Origin of the sequence: Streptomyces sp. NPDC059785, from assembly GCF_042732375.1 — a bacterium.
GTDB lineage: Bacteria > Actinomycetota > Actinomycetes > Streptomycetales > Streptomycetaceae > Streptomyces.
On the sequence record NZ_JBHWHV010000087.1, the window covers coordinates 17,599 to 32,601 of the forward strand.

At 71.8% G+C, this 15,003-nt stretch carries 14 protein-coding genes; 4 read left to right on the top strand and 10 right to left on the bottom strand.

Features of this window, described 5'->3' with window-relative positions; genetic code table 11:
• The 3 genes from ureA to ACFV6E_RS39455 form a co-directional block, all read right to left on the bottom strand.
• A partial coding sequence (gene ureA / locus ACFV6E_RS39445; protein ID WP_385468393.1) for an urease subunit gamma occupies window positions 1–776 on the bottom strand: 776 nt, incomplete at its 3' end.
• A gap of 217 nt (window positions 777–993) precedes the next feature.
• Window positions 994–2,082: a branched-chain amino acid aminotransferase gene (locus tag ACFV6E_RS39450; protein ID WP_385177205.1), complete on the bottom strand. Its 1,089-nt coding sequence runs from the start codon at window positions 2,080–2,082 to the stop codon at window positions 994–996.
• A gap of 264 nt (window positions 2,083–2,346) precedes the next feature.
• Window positions 2,347–3,399, bottom strand: coding sequence for a 3-isopropylmalate dehydrogenase (locus ACFV6E_RS39455; RefSeq protein ID WP_385177203.1), 1,053 nt, complete (start codon window positions 3,397–3,399; stop codon window positions 2,347–2,349).
• Window positions 3,400–3,551: 152 nt separating this feature from the next.
• On the opposite strand from ACFV6E_RS39455, the gene ACFV6E_RS39460 reads away from it, so the two are divergent.
• Window positions 3,552–5,135, top strand: coding sequence for a purple acid phosphatase family protein (locus ACFV6E_RS39460; protein WP_385468396.1), 1,584 nt, complete (start codon window positions 3,552–3,554; stop codon window positions 5,133–5,135).
• Window positions 5,136–5,197: 62 nt separating this feature from the next.
• On the opposite strand, the gene ACFV6E_RS39465 is transcribed toward ACFV6E_RS39460, so the two are convergent.
• Together ACFV6E_RS39465 and ACFV6E_RS39470 are read right to left on the bottom strand one after the other, a co-directional pair.
• Entirely contained in the window at window positions 5,198–5,329 is a 132-nt protein-coding gene (locus tag ACFV6E_RS39465; RefSeq protein WP_015493350.1) for a hypothetical protein, read from the bottom strand.
• Between the two features lie 294 nt (window positions 5,330–5,623).
• A complete protein-coding gene (locus tag ACFV6E_RS39470) occupies window positions 5,624–6,523 on the bottom strand; it encodes a LysR family transcriptional regulator (RefSeq protein WP_385177199.1) in 900 nt (299 codons plus the stop codon).
• Window positions 6,524–6,649: 126 nt separating this feature from the next.
• Here ACFV6E_RS39470 and ACFV6E_RS39475 point away from each other — a divergent pair, with 126 nt between their 5' ends.
• Window positions 6,650–7,660 (top strand): NADP-dependent oxidoreductase, encoded by a 1,011-nt coding sequence (locus tag ACFV6E_RS39475; RefSeq protein WP_385468399.1) that lies wholly within the window; start codon window positions 6,650–6,652, stop codon window positions 7,658–7,660.
• A gap of 7 nt (window positions 7,661–7,667) precedes the next feature.
• Here ACFV6E_RS39475 and ACFV6E_RS39480 read toward each other — a convergent pair whose 3' ends face one another.
• The 4 genes from ACFV6E_RS39480 to ACFV6E_RS39495 all read right to left on the bottom strand — a co-directional run bounded on the left by ACFV6E_RS39480 (window position 7,668) and on the right by ACFV6E_RS39495 (window position 11,180).
• On the bottom strand, window positions 7,668–8,207 hold the full coding sequence (locus ACFV6E_RS39480; RefSeq protein ID WP_385177195.1) for a GNAT family N-acetyltransferase: 540 nt from the start codon (window positions 8,205–8,207) through the stop codon (window positions 7,668–7,670).
• 237 nt (window positions 8,208–8,444) lie between these two features.
• The gene (pruA, locus tag ACFV6E_RS39485; protein WP_385468402.1) at window positions 8,445–10,085 is read right to left on the bottom strand and encodes an L-glutamate gamma-semialdehyde dehydrogenase; all 1,641 of its coding nucleotides are present in this window, start codon (window positions 10,083–10,085) and stop codon (window positions 8,445–8,447) included.
• 35 nt (window positions 10,086–10,120) lie between these two features.
• Entirely contained in the window at window positions 10,121–10,261 is a 141-nt protein-coding gene (locus tag ACFV6E_RS39490) for a hypothetical protein (RefSeq protein ID WP_385177497.1), read from the bottom strand.
• A complete protein-coding gene (locus ACFV6E_RS39495; protein ID WP_385177499.1) occupies window positions 10,254–11,180 on the bottom strand; it encodes a proline dehydrogenase family protein in 927 nt (308 codons plus the stop codon). Before ACFV6E_RS39495 ends, ACFV6E_RS39490 begins: the two co-directional genes overlap by 8 nt.
• 168 nt (window positions 11,181–11,348) lie before the next feature.
• Here ACFV6E_RS39495 and ACFV6E_RS39500 point away from each other — a divergent pair, with 168 nt between their 5' ends.
• Window positions 11,349–12,629 (top strand): PucR family transcriptional regulator, encoded by a 1,281-nt coding sequence (locus ACFV6E_RS39500; protein ID WP_385468404.1) that lies wholly within the window; start codon window positions 11,349–11,351, stop codon window positions 12,627–12,629.
• 16 nt (window positions 12,630–12,645) lie between these two features.
• Here the strand turns inward: ACFV6E_RS39500 and ACFV6E_RS39505 are convergent, their stop codons facing one another.
• A complete protein-coding gene (locus ACFV6E_RS39505) occupies window positions 12,646–13,257 on the bottom strand; it encodes a TetR/AcrR family transcriptional regulator (protein WP_385177503.1) in 612 nt (203 codons plus the stop codon).
• Window positions 13,258–13,393: 136 nt separating this feature from the next.
• Here ACFV6E_RS39505 and ACFV6E_RS39510 point away from each other — a divergent pair, with 136 nt between their 5' ends.
• Window positions 13,394–14,956: an MFS transporter gene (locus tag ACFV6E_RS39510; RefSeq protein ID WP_385468407.1), complete on the top strand. Its 1,563-nt coding sequence runs from the start codon at window positions 13,394–13,396 to the stop codon at window positions 14,954–14,956.
• Window positions 14,957–15,003 lie beyond the last annotated feature (47 nt).

A 15,003-nucleotide genomic window follows, 5' to 3' on the forward strand; every position in this document is an offset into this window, starting at 1 on the left:
GCCGCCCCGGATCCACCGGACGTCTCGAGTACACCGGCCGCCTCGGGCACACCGGTCTCACCGGCTCCTTCGAGCCCGTCGGCTTCTCCGGCTCGGGGCGTGTCCGCGCCCAGGTATCCGCAGGCCGCCGCCCGGCGCAGGGCCTGCGTCTTCGCTCCCGGCGCGTCCAGCTCCCCGTCGACCAGGCCCGCGAACCCGATCGCGATCCGCTCGCCGCCGACCGGCACAAGACCCACCTCGACGCTCTCGCCGGGCCCGAAGCGCACCGACGACCCCGCGGGCACCGCGAGCCGCATCCCGTAGGCCGCGGCCCGGGGGAAGTCGAGCCGCGGGTTGGCCTCGAAGAAGTGGAAGTGGGAGGTGACGGAGACGGGCACGGTGGCGGTGTTGGTGACGGTGAGCCGTACGACGGCTTCCGGCTCGGTGTGCGCGGGTCCCGGCAGCAGCGCGCCCGGCGCCCGGTCCCCGAGCCCGTGGCCTATGGGGTCGCTCACCACGGCGAGCCGCGAGCCGTCGTCGAAGACGGCCTCGACGTGCACCTCGGTGACCACGTCGGCGACGCCCGGCAGCACGTCGTCCGGGCCGAGCACCGACCGCGCCGCCTCGATCGCCTCGGCCAGCCGCCGGCCGTCGCGGGCGGCCTCACAGACGGTGTCGGCGATCAGCGCGGTCGCCTCCGGCACGTTGAGCCTCAGGCCCCGGGCCCTGCGGGCCCGCGCCAGTTCGGCGGCGCCGAAGAGCAGCAGCCGGTCCCGTTCGGTGGGAGTCAGTCTCACGACGCGGGCCTCCTGGAGTACGTACTTTAGAACGCCACTCTAACCACACTTCATCGCCACCAGGAAAGGTCTGCCGCAAGCCCCGGGCATCTCACATCGAACGCCACTCAAAAACCCGACGCCCCTCTCCCGACGACAGACGGAGGGCCGGGGCGCCCACAGGCCCCGGCCCTCCGTCACAAGCGTTCATGCGTCCGCGCGTCCCCGCGCGCCCGCGTCAGCCCAGCCGGTGCATCCACCCGTGCCGGTCCTCGGAGACACCGCGCTGGATGTCGAGGAGCGCCTCGCGCAGCTTCACCGTGACCTCGCCGGGCTCGCCGCCGGACTGCTGCCACTCGGTGCCGGCCCGCTTGACCGTGCCGACGGGGGTGATGACGGCGGCGGTGCCGCAGGCGAAGACCTCGGTGAGGGTGCCGTTCTCGGTGTCGCGCTGCCACTGGTCGATGGAGACGCGGCTCTCCTCGGCCTCGTAGCCGAGGTCACGGGCGACGGAGAGCAGGGAGTCGCGGGTGACGCCGGCCAGCAGGGAGCCGGTCAGCGCGGGCGTGACGATCTTGTTCCCGTACACGAAGTACAGGTTCATGCCGCCCAGCTCCTCGACCCACTTGTGCTCCACGGCGTCGAGGTAGGCGACCTGGTCGCAGCCCTTGGCGGCGGCCTCGGCCTGGGCCAGCAGGGAGGCGGCGTAGTTGCCGCCGGTCTTGGCGTCGCCCATGCCGCCGGGGACGGCGCGGACGCGGTCCTCGGAGAGCCAGATCGAGACCGGCTTGACACCGCCCGCGAAGTAGGCGCCCGCGGGCGAGGCGATGACCAGGAAGAGGTACTCGTTGGCGGGCTTCACGCCCAGGCCGACCTCGGTCGCGATCATGAAGGGGCGCAGATAGAGGGATTCCTCACCGCCGTGCGCCGGGACCCAGTCGCGGTCGTGCTGGACGAGCACGTCGCACGCCTCGATGAACGTCTCGACCGGCAGCTCCGGCATGCCGAGCCGGCGGGCCGACGCCTGGAAGCGCCTGGCGTTCATCTCGGGGCGGAAGGTGGCCACGGAGCCGTCGGGCTGCCGGTACGCCTTCAGGCCCTCGAAGATCTCCTGCGCGTAGTGCAGGGTCATGTTCGCCGGGTCCAGCGAGAGCGGCCCGTACGGGACGAGCTGGCCGTCGTGCCAGCCGCGGCCCTCGGTCCACTTGATGGTCACCATGTGGTCGGTGAAGTGGCGGCCGAATCCGGGGTTGGCCAGTATCGCCTGGCGCTCCGCGTCGGAGAGCGGGGAGGCCGAGGGCTTGAGCTCGATCGTGGGCGTCGTCATGAGTGGTTGTCCTTCACCGGTTGTGTGTGACGGGCCGCGCTCACGCCTGTACTGCCAGTGGCCAGTGCTAGGACGTCCGAGCATTCCATCGTTCCGCGGCTCCGCGTTCGATTATCGCGCGAAGGGAGCTGTGGACTTAAACGGTGTGAATGCGGCCCATTTATTGCCCAGGGGTTGATGGTGGCACCCGGCGAGGGCATAAGAGAAGCCGCCGGGTGCGCATGCGACCCGGCGGCTGCTTGAGAGGTGGAGCGGCGCGGCGGGTCAGCCGGCTACTCGTACGGCGAGCGCGTCGCCGATCTCGTCCGTGGAGCGGGCCGGCTTGCCGACCCGCTCCGCCAGGTCGGCGGAGACGGCGTCCTCGATGCGGGCGGCCTCGGTGTCGTAGCCGAGGTGGCGCAGCAGGAGGGCGACGGACAGGACGGTGGCGCTGGGGTCGGCCTTGCCCTGCCCGGCGATGTCCGGGGCCGAGCCGTGGACGGGCTCGAACATGGACGGGAACTCTCCGGACGGGTTGATGTTGCCGGAGGCCGCGACGCCGATGCCGCCGGAGACGGCCGCGGCGAGGTCGGTGATGATGTCGCCGAAGAGGTTGTCGGTGACGATGACGTCGAACCGCTCGGGCTGCGTGACGAGGTAGATCGTCGCCGCGTCCACGTGCATGTACTCGGTGGTGACGTCGGGGAACTCGGCGGCGACCTTGTTGAAGATGTTCGTCCACAGGTGGCCCGCGAAGGTCAGCACGTTGTTCTTGTGGATCAGCGCGAGCTTCTTGCGGGGGCGGGCCTGGGCGCGGGCGAAGGCGTCGCGGACGACGCGCTCGACGCCGAAGGCCGTGTTCACGGAGACCTCGGTGGCGACCTCGTGCTCGGTGCCCTTGCGGATGGTGCCGCCGTTGCCCGTGTACGGGCCCTCGGTGCCCTCGCGCACGACGACGAAATCGATCTCCGGCTGGCCGGCCAGCGGGGTCTCGACGCCCGGGAGCAGCTTCGACGGACGCAGGTTCACGTGGTGGTCGAAGGCGAAGCGGAGCTTGAGCAGGAAGCCGCGCTCCAGGACGCCGGACGGGACCGAGGGGTCGCCGATCGCGCCGAGCAGGATGGCGTCGTGCTGCTTGAGCGCGTCGAGGTCGGCGTCGGTGAGGGTCTCGCCGGTGGCGTGGTAGCGCCGGGCGCCGAAGTCGAACTCCTTGGTCTCCAGCTTCACATCCTGCGGGAGGACGGCGGAGAGGACCTTCAGTCCCTGGGCCACGACCTCCTGGCCGATGCCGTCACCGGGAATCACTGCGAGATTGAGGATGCGAGAGCTAACCGACATACGCAGCACCGTACTCCCTGTCCCAGGTGATGACACGCGGTGTCCGTCATCCGGACAGGCCGCCCGGACGGGCCCGGGGGTGGGGCAGTTCGTCGGCCGCCGTTCACCTCCGCTTATGACGAACGTGGGCGGTTGCTGGGAAGTTCACCTCCATGGACACCCCTGACGTCGGCATTCCGGAGCGGCTCGCGCGCCGTATGAGCATGGCGGAGCAGCACGAGTACCTGCGGTCGAAGCTGTCCCGGCGCCGCGCCCTGGTGACCGGGGGCGCCCTGGCGGGCGGCGGTCTGCTGGCCGGCTGCTCGGGATCGCAAGGGCCCGCGGCCGCTCCCTCCCGGTCGGCCTCGGTGCCCGCGTCCCGGCCTGCCACCGGTGTCGTGCCCGGCTCGGTCGTGGCCCCCTTCGGCCGCCGGCTCGCGTTCGGCGCCGATCCGAAGACGCAGATGCGGATCTCCTGGCAGGTGCCGTTCGCGGTGCGCAAGCCGTACGTGCGGGTGGGGTTGAAGCCGTGGGAGCTGAGCCGCCGGATCGAGGCCGAGGTCCGTGACCTGCACACGCCGTCGCTGTCGAAGCGGCTCCCGGCGGTCGACCAGTACTACCTGCACGCGGCCCTCGACCATCTGCGGCCGGACACGACGTACTACTACGGCGTCGGGCACGAGGGCTTCGACCCGGCGTCGGCCGAGCGGATGTCGACGGTCAGCTCGTTCCGTACGGCGCCCGCCCGTGCCGGGACGTTCACCTTCACCGCCTTCGGCGACCAGGGCGTGAGCTACGACGCGCTCGCCAACGACCAGGTGATCCTGGGCCAGAACCCGGCCTTCCACCTGCACGCGGGCGACCTGTGCTACGCGGACTCCACGGGGCACGGCGAGGACTCCGACACCTATGACGCCCGGGTCTGGGACCAGTTCCTGGCGCAGACCGAGTCGGTCGCTAGCTCCGTACCGTGGATGGTGACGACCGGCAACCACGACATGGAGGCCTGGTACTCGCCGAACGGTTACGGGGGCCAGTCGGCGCGCTGGTCCCTGCCGTCGAACGGCTTCGACCCGGAGAACGCGCCCGGGGTCTACTCCTTCGTCTACGGCAATGTCGGCGTCGTCGCGCTCGACGCGAACGACGTCTCGTACGAGATACCCGCCAACTTCGGCTGCACGGACGGCCGGCAGACGAAGTGGCTGGACCGGCGGCTCGGCGAGCTGCGCGCGGCGGACGGCGTGGACTTCGTCGTCGTCTTCTTCCACCACTGCGCCTACTCGACGTCGACGCACGCCTCCGACGGCGGCGTGCGCGACGCCTGGCTGCCCCTCTTCACCAAGCACCAGGTCGACCTGGTGATCAACGGGCACAACCACGTGTACGAGCGGACGGACGCCGTCCAGAACGGCTCGGTGGGCCGGGCGGTCCCGGTCGGCGCGTCGACCGATCCCACCCGGGACGGGATCGTGTACGTGACCGCGGGCGGCGCCGGGAAGGAGCTGTACTCCTTCCCGGACGGCGTCGAGGACAGCTACGAGGGCCACGTCTCGGCCCACGAGCCGGTCGGGACCTTCCACTGGACGAAGGCGCGGGAGAAGAACCGCGACACCGTCGAGTGGTCGCGCGTGCGCTACACCGGCTTCTCCTTCCTCTCGGTGGAGGCGGAGAGCGGTACGGCGCCGCGGCTCAAGGTGTCCGCGCTCGCCCAGAGCGGACGGCGTATCGATTACTTCGAGGTGCGGCGCGGGAGCTAACACCTTCCGCGGCGCTCGGGCCGGTCGGCCCTGTCGTTCGGCGGGGCCGGAGCGGGCGGGTCTCAGTGACCCGTCTCACCGCCGTTGTCCCGGCGGTCGAGGGCGCGCTGGAGCGCCGCTGCGGCGTTCTTGCGGTCGGATTCGCTGGTGCGGGAAACGTGGCGGACTCGGCGGCGGACGGTCGTCTCGGCCATGGTGAATCGACTCCTTGCCTCCGGCAGCGAGCACCGGACATGCGATGAGGGATTACGAGACGCCGGAGGGGCGGGGAGCGGTGCCGCAGGGGTTGCCTGCACGGGGCCCGGCTCACGGCCGCCATTCGCTTGATCGAGCGAGACGTTCGGCTCCTACAAAAGTAGGCGAGGACGGAGCATCTGTCTCCACAATTACTCGGACTTCCTACTATCTGAGACGGCGACTTGGGTCACACCGCTCTGACCTGCGCGAACGCCGAAGCGGCCGAGGGCCCCGAACGGCCGTTGCCTGGGTCACTCCGGACGCGGACGCAGCGCCCTCAGCTCCCTGATCAGTGCGCGGACGGCGGTGGTGGCGGCCAGCTCGGGGGTGGTCACGTAACCGACGGAGCGGGTGGGGCGGTCCGCGCCGAGGTCGGTGACCGCGACGGCGGGCGGCGCGCCCGTCAGGGAGAGCGACGGCATGATCGCCATGCCGAGGCCGCTGCTCACCATGGAGAGCACCGCTCCGTCGTCCTCGGCCCGCACCGTCGCGCACGGGATCCAGTCCTGCGCGGCCCACCAGGCACGCGTGTACGACGTGCAGTTCTCTCTGAAGTCGACCAGCGGAAGCGTGCGCGGGTCGGGGTGGCCCGCCGGGTGGACCAGTGCGTACGGCTCCTCCAGGAGGACGTCGCCGACGAGTCCGGGCGGTACCGGCGAGGTGGTGCCGAGGGTGGCGATGCCGATGTCCGCCGCGCCCCGCGCCACCTCGCCCGCGGTGCCGGGCCCCACCTCGCGCACCACGCGCACCGTCGGCTCGACCCCGGGATGGCGGGCGGCCAGGCGTTCCAGGGCGGGCGGCAGCAGGTGCAGGGCGGCGCTGCGGAAGGCGGCGATGCGCAGCGGTCCGGCCACCGTGTCGCCGCCGTCCGGGCCCGCCCCGGCGCCCCGGGCCTCCGCGACGAGCACGTCCAGCATCCGCAGCACCCGCCGCGCGTGCGCGGCGGCCCGCTCCCCCGCCGCCGTGGGACGCGCCCCGTGCCGTCCCCGCTCGAAGAGCACGACGCCCACCTTGCGCTCGATGCCGCGCACCGCGTGCGAGACGGCCGGCTGGGTCGTGCCGAGCGTCGCGGCCGCCGCCGAGAAGCCGCCCTCGCGGGCGACGGCGACGATGATCCGCAGCTCCTGCGGACCGAGATCGGCGGTGGTCATCGAGGCTCCCGACTGCTGCTCGCGCTCGCCGCTTCCCCGTTTCCATGAGAGCGGCTCATGGACGGGATCGTTGCATGAGCCGCGACCGCTGCCGCGCCGGGCCCGTCCCCTTCTACCGTCCACGCCATGACCGACATCGCGCTCACCGTGCAGCAGACCGCCCGCCCCACCGGCTTCCCCACCGCCGACCACTTCCGCTTCGCCGAGTCCCGCGTGCCCGACCCGGAGCCGGGCACCGCCCTCGTGGAGAACCTGTACTGGTCGGTCGACCCCTACCACCGCGAGATGATGGACGGCGACTTCGCGCTCGGCGCCCCGCTGGAGGGCCGCGCGCTCGGGCGCGTGACCGAGTCCAGGACGCCCGCGCTGCGCGAGGGCGAGATCGTCTTCCACCGGCGGGGCTGGCGCACCCACGCGGTGGTCCGCCCGGAGGAGACCAGATCCGTCGCCCGGCACGAGGGCGTGCCCCTCTCCGCGTACCTGGGCATCCTCGGCGGCACGGGCCTGACCGCGTACGCCGGGCTCACCCGGGTCGCCCGGCTGCGGGAGGGCGAGGACCTGTTCGTGTCGGCCGCCGCGGGCGGGGTCGGCACGGCGACCGGGCGGCTGGCCCGGCTGCTGGGCGCGGGGCGGCTGGTGGGGAGCGCGGGCGGCGCGGCCAAGGTGGCGTACCTGACGGAACGGATCGGCTACGACGCGGCGTTCGACTACCGCGCGGGACCGGTGGCCGGTCTGCTGGCGGAGGCGGCGCCCGGCGGCATCGACGTGTGCGTCGACAACGTCGGCGGGGAGCAGCTCGGCGCGGCGATCGGCGCCCTGCGCGAGTTCGGCCGGGTGGTGCGGGTCGGGACGGTCGGCCAGTACAACGCCGTCCGGATGCCGCCGACCCCGTTCGACCACGCACTGGTCGTGGAGAAGAGCCTGCGCATCGAGGGGTTCCTGGTCCGCAACCACCTGGGGCTCCAGGACGAGCTGGAGGAGTTCGCCGTCCCGCACATCCGGTCGGGGCGGCTTCTGCTGGACGAGACGGTGGTCGACGGTTTCGGGCGGATCGTGGAGGCGTTCCTGTCGATGCTGCGCGGCGGCAACACGGGGAAGATGATCGTGCGCGGCGCCACGGCGGACCACCTTGACTGACGTACCGTCAGGTAATATCTCCATCGCGCCAGTCGAGGATCAGTCCGTGCTCCGGGTCGAGCGGGCCCGCGGCGGCGGGGCGCACGAAGAGCGAGCCCTCCTCGTCCGGGAGGCGGACCACGCCCTCGGGGCCGAGTACGTGGATGGTGCCGGGCCAGACCCGCCAGCCGCGGGCGGCGTAGAGCCGGGCGCCCTCGTCGCTCGCGGAGAGCGCGCCCAGGTCGTACGCGCCGTCGATGATCCGCTCCAGGACCGCCATGACCTGCCCGCCGAGCCCGGTGCGGCGCACGTCGGCGCGGACGCCCACCGCCTCGACGTAACCGACGCGCAGTGAACGTCCCCGGTGCAGGACCCGCCGCTGGATCACGGAGCCGTGGGCGGCCAGGCCCCGTCCGTCGTGGACCAGGGCGTGGATGCCGCCGAGCCCGTGGCCGAAGTCGGCGTCGCTGAAGTCGCCCTCGAAGGCGTCGTCCAGCAGGGCGCGGACGGCGCGGAGTTCGGCGGGATCCAGGTCGGCGGTGTGGGCGGTGCGCAGACGGGTGGTCATGGCATCGAGTATCGCGGGCGCGAGGCGGATCGCGGCCTCCCGAATGGGCCGCACGCACATGACCGGACGTACATGGACCGGACACACATGGGCCGGACACACATGGGCCGGACACACATGGGCCGGACACACATGGGCCGGACACACATGGGCCGGACACACATGGGCCGGACACACATGGGCCGGGAAGCCGCCCCAACCGCGGCTTCCCGGCCCTGTGCGTGCGACCCGTGGGCGTCAGCCCATGTGCGGGTACGTGTAGTCGGTCGGCGGGACCAGCGCTTCCTTGATGGAGCGGGTCAGGGTCCACCGCATCAGGTTCTGCGGGGCGCCGGCCTTGTCGTTGGTGCCGGAGGCACGGCCGCCGCCGAAGGGCTGCTGGCCGACGACGGCGCCGGTCGACTTGTCGTTGATGTAGAAGTTGCCCGCGGCGTAGCGCAGCTTCTCCATCGTGTACGCGGCGGCGGCGCGGTCGCCCGCGACGACCGAGCCGGTGAGCGCGTAGTCCGAGGCCGACTCCATCTGGGCCAGCATCTCGTCGTACTTCTCGGCCGTGCTGTCGTCGTACACGTGCACGGCGAGGAACGGGCCGAAGTACTCGGTCTTGAAGACCTCGTTCTCGGGGTCGGAGCACTCGACGACGGTCGGGCGGACGAAGTAACCGACCGAGTCGTCGTAGGTGCCGCCCGCGACGATCGTGCAGGCGTCGTCCGCCTTGGCACGGTCGATGGCCGCCTTGTTCTTGGCGAACGCGCGCTCGTCGATGAGGGCGCCGAGGAAGTGCGACAGGTCGGTGACGTCACCCATGGTCAGGCCGTCGGTCTCGGCCGCGAACTCCTCCTTGAAGCCGGAGTTCCAGATGGAGGCCGGGATGTACGCGCGGGAGGTCGCGGAGCACTTCTGGCCCTGGTACTCGAAGGCACCGCGGGTCAGGGCGGTCTTCAGCACGGCGCGGTCGGCGCTCGGGTGCGCGACGAGGAAGTCCTTGCCGCCGGTCTCGCCGACCAGGCGCGGGTAGGTGCGGTACTTCTCGATGTTGTTGCCGACCGTCTTCCACAGGTGCTGGAAGGTCTTGGTCGAGCCGGTGAAGTGGATGCCCGCGAGGTCGCGGTGCTCGAGGGCGACCTTGGAGACCTCGATGCCGTCGCCGGTGACGAGGTTGATGACGCCCTTGGGCAGCCCGGCCTCTTCGAGGAGCCGCATCATCAGCACGGCGGCGTGGGTCTGCGTCGGGGACGGCTTCCACACCACGACGTTGCCCATGAGCGCGGGCGCGGTCGGCAGGTTGGCCGCGATCGCCGTGAAGTTGAACGGCGTGATCGCGTAGACGAAGCCTTCGAGCGGGCGGTGGTCGAGACGGTTCCAGACACCCGGGGAGTTGGCCGGGGGCTGCTGGGCGAGCAGGTCGCGGGCGTACTTGACGTTGAAGCGCCAGAAGTCGATGAGCTCGCAGGGGGTGTCGATCTCGGCCTGCTGGGCGGTCTTGGACTGGCCGAGCATGGTGGAGGCGGCCAGCGTCTCGCGCCACGGGCCCGACAGCAGCTCGGCGGCGCGCAGGATGATCGCGGCGCGGTCGTCGAAGGACATCGCGCGCCAGGCCGGGGCCGCGGCCAGGGCTGCGTCGATGGCGTCCTGCGCGTCCTGCTGGGTGGCGTGCGCGCCGGTGCCGATGACGGCCTTGTGGTTGTGCGGCTGCACGACGTCGAAGCGCTCGCCGCCGCCGAGCCGCTTCTCACCGCCGATGGTCATCGGCAGCTCGATCGGGTTCTCGGCCAGCTCCTTGAGCTTGGCTTCCAGACGGGCCCGCTCCGCGGAGCCGGGGGCGTAGCCGTGCACCGGCTCGTTGACGGGGGTGGGGACCTGGGTGACAGCGTCCATGGTTTCCGTAACTCCTTAATGAGCGGTGGTTCGGTTCAGCCCTTGGTGAGGATCGAGCGGGCGAAGAAGAGCAGGTTGGCCGGCTTCTCGGCCAGGCGGCGCATGCTGTGCCATCCCGGGGGACAACCCCCGGACCCCCGGCCGATGCCGCAGCCCGGCCTCGTCGAATCAGTCATGGGTGATCACGCTTCGGATGAAGAACAGCAGGTTGGCCGGCTTCTCGGCCAGACGCCGCATGAAGTAGCCGTACCAGTCGGTGCCGTAGGCGGTGTACACGCGCATGCGGTGGCCCTCGGCGGCGAGGCGCAGGTGCTCCTCGCCGCGGATGCCGTACAGCATCTGGAACTCGTACTCGTCCAGCTTGCGCCCGGCGCGCCGGGCGAGTTCCTGGGCGATGGAGATCAGGCGCGGGTCGTGGGAGCCGATCATCGGGTAGCCGTCGCCCTCCATGAGGATGCGCAGCACCCGGACGTACGCCTTGTCGATCTCGGCCTTGTCCTGGTACGCGACCTCGGCCGGCTCCTTGTACGCGCCCTTGACGATGCGGACGCGGCTGCCGGCGGCGGCGAGGCGGCGGGCGTCCGCCTCCGTGCGGAACAGGTACGCCTGGATCACGCAGCCGGTCTCCGGGAAGTCCTTCCGCAGCTCCTCGTGGATGGCGAACATCGAGTCGAGGGTGGTGTGGTCCTCGGCGTCCAGGGTGACCGTGGTGCCGATGGCGGCGGCGGCCTCGACGACCGGGCGGACATTGGCGAGCGCCAACTCGTGGCCCCCGTCCAGCGCTTGGCCGAACATGCTGAGCTTCACGGACATCTCGGCGCCGGTGCCCAGGCCGAGGCCCTTGAGGTGCTCGATCAGCTCCAGGTAGGCGTCCCGGGCGGCGGCGGCCTGCTCGCGGGTGGTGATGTCCTCGCCGACGACGTCGAGGGTGACGTCGAGCCCGTTCGCGGCGGCCTGCCGGACGACCGGCACGACCTGCTCGACGGACTCGCCCGCGATGAAGCGGGCGACGACCTGCTTCGTGCCGGGGGCCGCCGACACGAAGCGACGCATCCGGTCGCTGCGCGACGCGGCGAGAATCACGGGACCCAGCACGGGGCACCTCCACGGAAAGTACGGACGGCCGGACCATGGGACACGAATGTCCCGGTACGGCACGGAGAACCACCGTGAAACCTAAGGATTACCCCGATCGTCGGCCATCGACAGACGTCACGCATCCGTGCCCTGGATCTCAGACAGATGTATGAGGACGGATGTGCGATGGGGGAGAATGTCCATGTGACGGGTGATTCCACTGTGGGCAGAGTGGCGGGACGCGGCGACTACCAGGAGCTGGTCGACGAGATCTCGGCCCTCCTCGGCGCCCCCGCGACGCTGGAGAACCGTGACTTCGAACTGATCGCCTTCGGCGCCTACGACAGCGAGCGCGACTTCGACGAGGCCTCCCTCGACCCCGTCCGTACCCGCTCGATCCTGACCCGGCGCTCGACGTCCGAGGTCCGCGCCTGGTTCGAGGGGTTCGGCATCGCCCGTGCCAAGGGCCCCGTCCGCATCCCGCCCACCCCGGAGGCCGGGGTCTACCGGGGCCGGATCTGCCTCCCCGTACGCCACCGGGGCGTGGTCCTCGGCTACGTCTGGCTCCTGGACGACGACCCGGGTCCCTCCGCGGCGCAGCTCTCGGCCGCCATGGAGGTCACCCACCGGATCGGGGCGCTGCTCGGCGACGAGGCGCAGGCGGGCGCCGATCTGACCCGCGAGCTGCGGGCGGTGCTCACCGCCGAGCGCGGCTGGCAGCGCGACATGGCGGTGGCCGAGCTGCGCACCGCCCTCGGCCCCCGCGCGGACGGCCCGCACACCGTCGTCTGCGTCGCCCCCTGGCCCTCGGCCGACCCGGACGACGCCCCGTCCGTGCGTACGGTGCCGGGGGCGTCCGCGCTGTGCACGGTGCCGTGGGGCGCGACCGGGCAGAGCCTGGCGCTGCTGGTGCGGCTGCGCGCGGTGGACGTACCGGGCCCGGCGCTCACGGCGGCCACGCGCTTCGTACGGGAGGCACGGGAGGCGGCGGAGGGCGGCGGTACGGCGAAAGGCAGCGGCGCGATGAAAGGCAGCGGTGCGGCGGAGGGTGGCGGGGCGGTCGCGGCCGGGGTAGCCGCGGGCCGGACCGGCCTCGCCGAGCTGGGCGCCGGCTGGCAGGAGGCGTCGGCCGCCGCCCGCGCCGCGCTGGCCGAGCCCCGCCTCGGGCCGGTCGCCGAGTGGGCGTCGATCGGCCCGTACCGGCTGCTGACGGCGCTGCCCCCACTGGCCGCCCGGGACCCGGCCGTCGGTGCCCTGCTGGCCCCGGCGCACCGCGAACTCGCCCGCACCGCCGAGGTGTTCCTGGACCGCGCGGGCCAGGCCGGACGCACGGCGGCGGAGCTGGGCATCCACCGCCAGACCCTCTACTACCGCCTCTCCCGGGTCGAACAGCTCACCGGCCTGGACCTGGACGACGGCGAGGACCGGCTGCTGCTGCACATGGTGCTGAAGAGCGCGCGGCTGTGACGTACCCGGTGGCGCGTCACTCCTGCGGCTTCGCCGCCTCCGTGTCCTGGGGTTTCGCCGCCGCCATCACCTGCCGCAGTCCCTCGGTGAGCTGTTCCGCGGTCGTCGCCGACTCCTGGTCGAAGAGCCACTGCACGGTCAGGCCGTTGAGCAGCGTCTGGTAGAAGCCGCCGAGCGCGCGGAGCGACGGGTCGCCGAGCTCCGGCTCCGCGCCGCCGAGGAACATGGGCATGAGCCCGCGCCGCCCCTCGTCCTGCGACTTCGCGAGGAAGTCGCGGACCTCCGGCAGCCGGTCCGAGATCGTGATCATCTCGAAGGTGAGCATCCAGATCGGGCGGGCCTCGACGAGGGATCTGGTGATGTTCTCCCAGACCCCCTGGAACCGTTCGAGCGAGCCCGGCTCCCCCGCCGCGTCCTCCCCCGTGAACGCGTCGAAGGTGTCCCCCACGGTGGCGATCAGGTCGACGTACGCCTCCGCGAGCAGCCTGTCCTTGGACCCGTAGTGGTAGCCGATGGACGCGAGGTTGGTCCCCGACTCCTTGACGACGTCGCGCGCCGTGGTGCGCACGAACCCCTTCTCCAGCAGGCAGCGCTTGGCGCCTTCGAGCAGATCTTCGCGGTGTCCCATGCGGGTCAGCGTAGCGCCGATCCAGACAAACGTCCCATACGCGCGTCCCACACATATGTCCCACACATATGTCCCACACGTACGTCCCACACGCACGTACTAGACAAGCGTATAAGACAGCCGTACATTGCTCCGCATGACGAATCCGACGAGCACGACCCCCGCGTCCCCGGCACCGTCCGGGACCCGGGCCGGACGCCGTGAGTGGACCGCCCTCGGCGTGCTGATGCTTCCGCTGCTCCTTGTCTCCATGGACGTCTCCGTCCTGTACTTCGCGATCCCCTCGATCAGCGCGGACCTGGAACCGAGCGGCACTCAGCAGCTCTGGATCTTCGACATCTACGGCTTCGTGCTCGCGGGCCTGCTGATGACGATGGGCTCGCTCGGCGACCGCGTCGGCCGCCGCAGACTGCTGCTGTTCGGCGCCGCCGCCTTCGGCGCGGCCTCCCTGGTCGCCGCGTACGCCGACAGCGCCGAGACCCTGATCGCCGCCCGCGCGGTCCTCGGCATCGGCGGCGCGACCCTGATGCCCTCGACCATGGCGATCGTCCGCACGATGTTCACCGACCCCGGCCAGCGCGCGAAGGCGATCGGCCTGTGGTCCGGCGTCATGACCGGCGGCATCGCGCTCGGCTCGGTGCTGAGCGGTGTCCTCGTGCAGTACTTCTGGTGGGGCTCGGTCTTCCTGGTCAACCTGCCGGCGATGGCGCTGCTGCTGGTCCTCGGCCCGTTCCTGCTCCCTGAGTCCAAGAACCCCGAGCCCGGCCGCTTCGACCTGCTGAGCGTGCCCCTGTCGATGGCCGCCGTCCTGCCCGTCATCTACGGCCTCAAGGAGATCCCGTCCGAGGGCTGGCACCTGGAGTACGTCCTGTCGGTGGCCGTCGGCCTGGTCTTCGCCGCCCTCTTCGTCCACCGCCAGCGCACCACCGCCTCCCCGCTCATCTCCCCCGCGCTCTTCCGCGGCCGCGGCTTCGCGCCCGCCGTCGTCCTCAACCTGATCGCGGCGCTGGCGATGATGGGCTCGGCGTTCTTCACCACCCAGTACCTCCAGTCCGTCCTCGGCAAGAGCGCGATGGAGGCGGCGCTGTGGTCGCTGCTGCCCTCCGTGCTGATCGGCGTCGCCGCTCCGGTCGCGGCGGTGCTGGTGCAGCGTGGCGTGAACCGCGCGACCGTCGTCGCCGCGGGCTTCGCCGTCGCCGCCGCGGGCTACGGCCTCCTCGCCCTCGCCGGTACGGACTCGCTGTGGCTGGTGCTCGCCGGGGCGGGCGTGCTGGCCTCCGGCATCGTCACCGTCATGTCGCAGATGACGGACCTCGGGCTCAGCTCCGCCCCCGTCGAGAAGGCGGGCGCCGCGTCCTCCCTGCTGGAGACGGGCCAGGAGTTCGGCGGCGCCCTCGGCATGGCGGCGCTCGGCTCCATCGGCACCGCGGTCTACCGCCACGACATCCCGGCCGGCGCACCCGACGCGGCCCACGAGACCCTCGGCGGCGCGCTGGCCGTGGCCGGGCAGCTGCCGGGGCGCGCGGGGGACGCCCTGGCGGCCGCCGCCCGCGAGGCGTTCACCAGCGGCATGCAGGCGGCGGCGGTCGCCGGGGCGCTGATCCTGGTGGCGGCGGGGGTCCTGGCGGCGCTGACGCTGCGGAGCGTGCGGGTCAGGGACGACATCGAGGCGGTGCAGCGGGAGGAGGCCCTCGTCTGACGGCCCGTCGGCGGCAGGCGGTGGGGGGACCAGTTCCGGAACTGGTC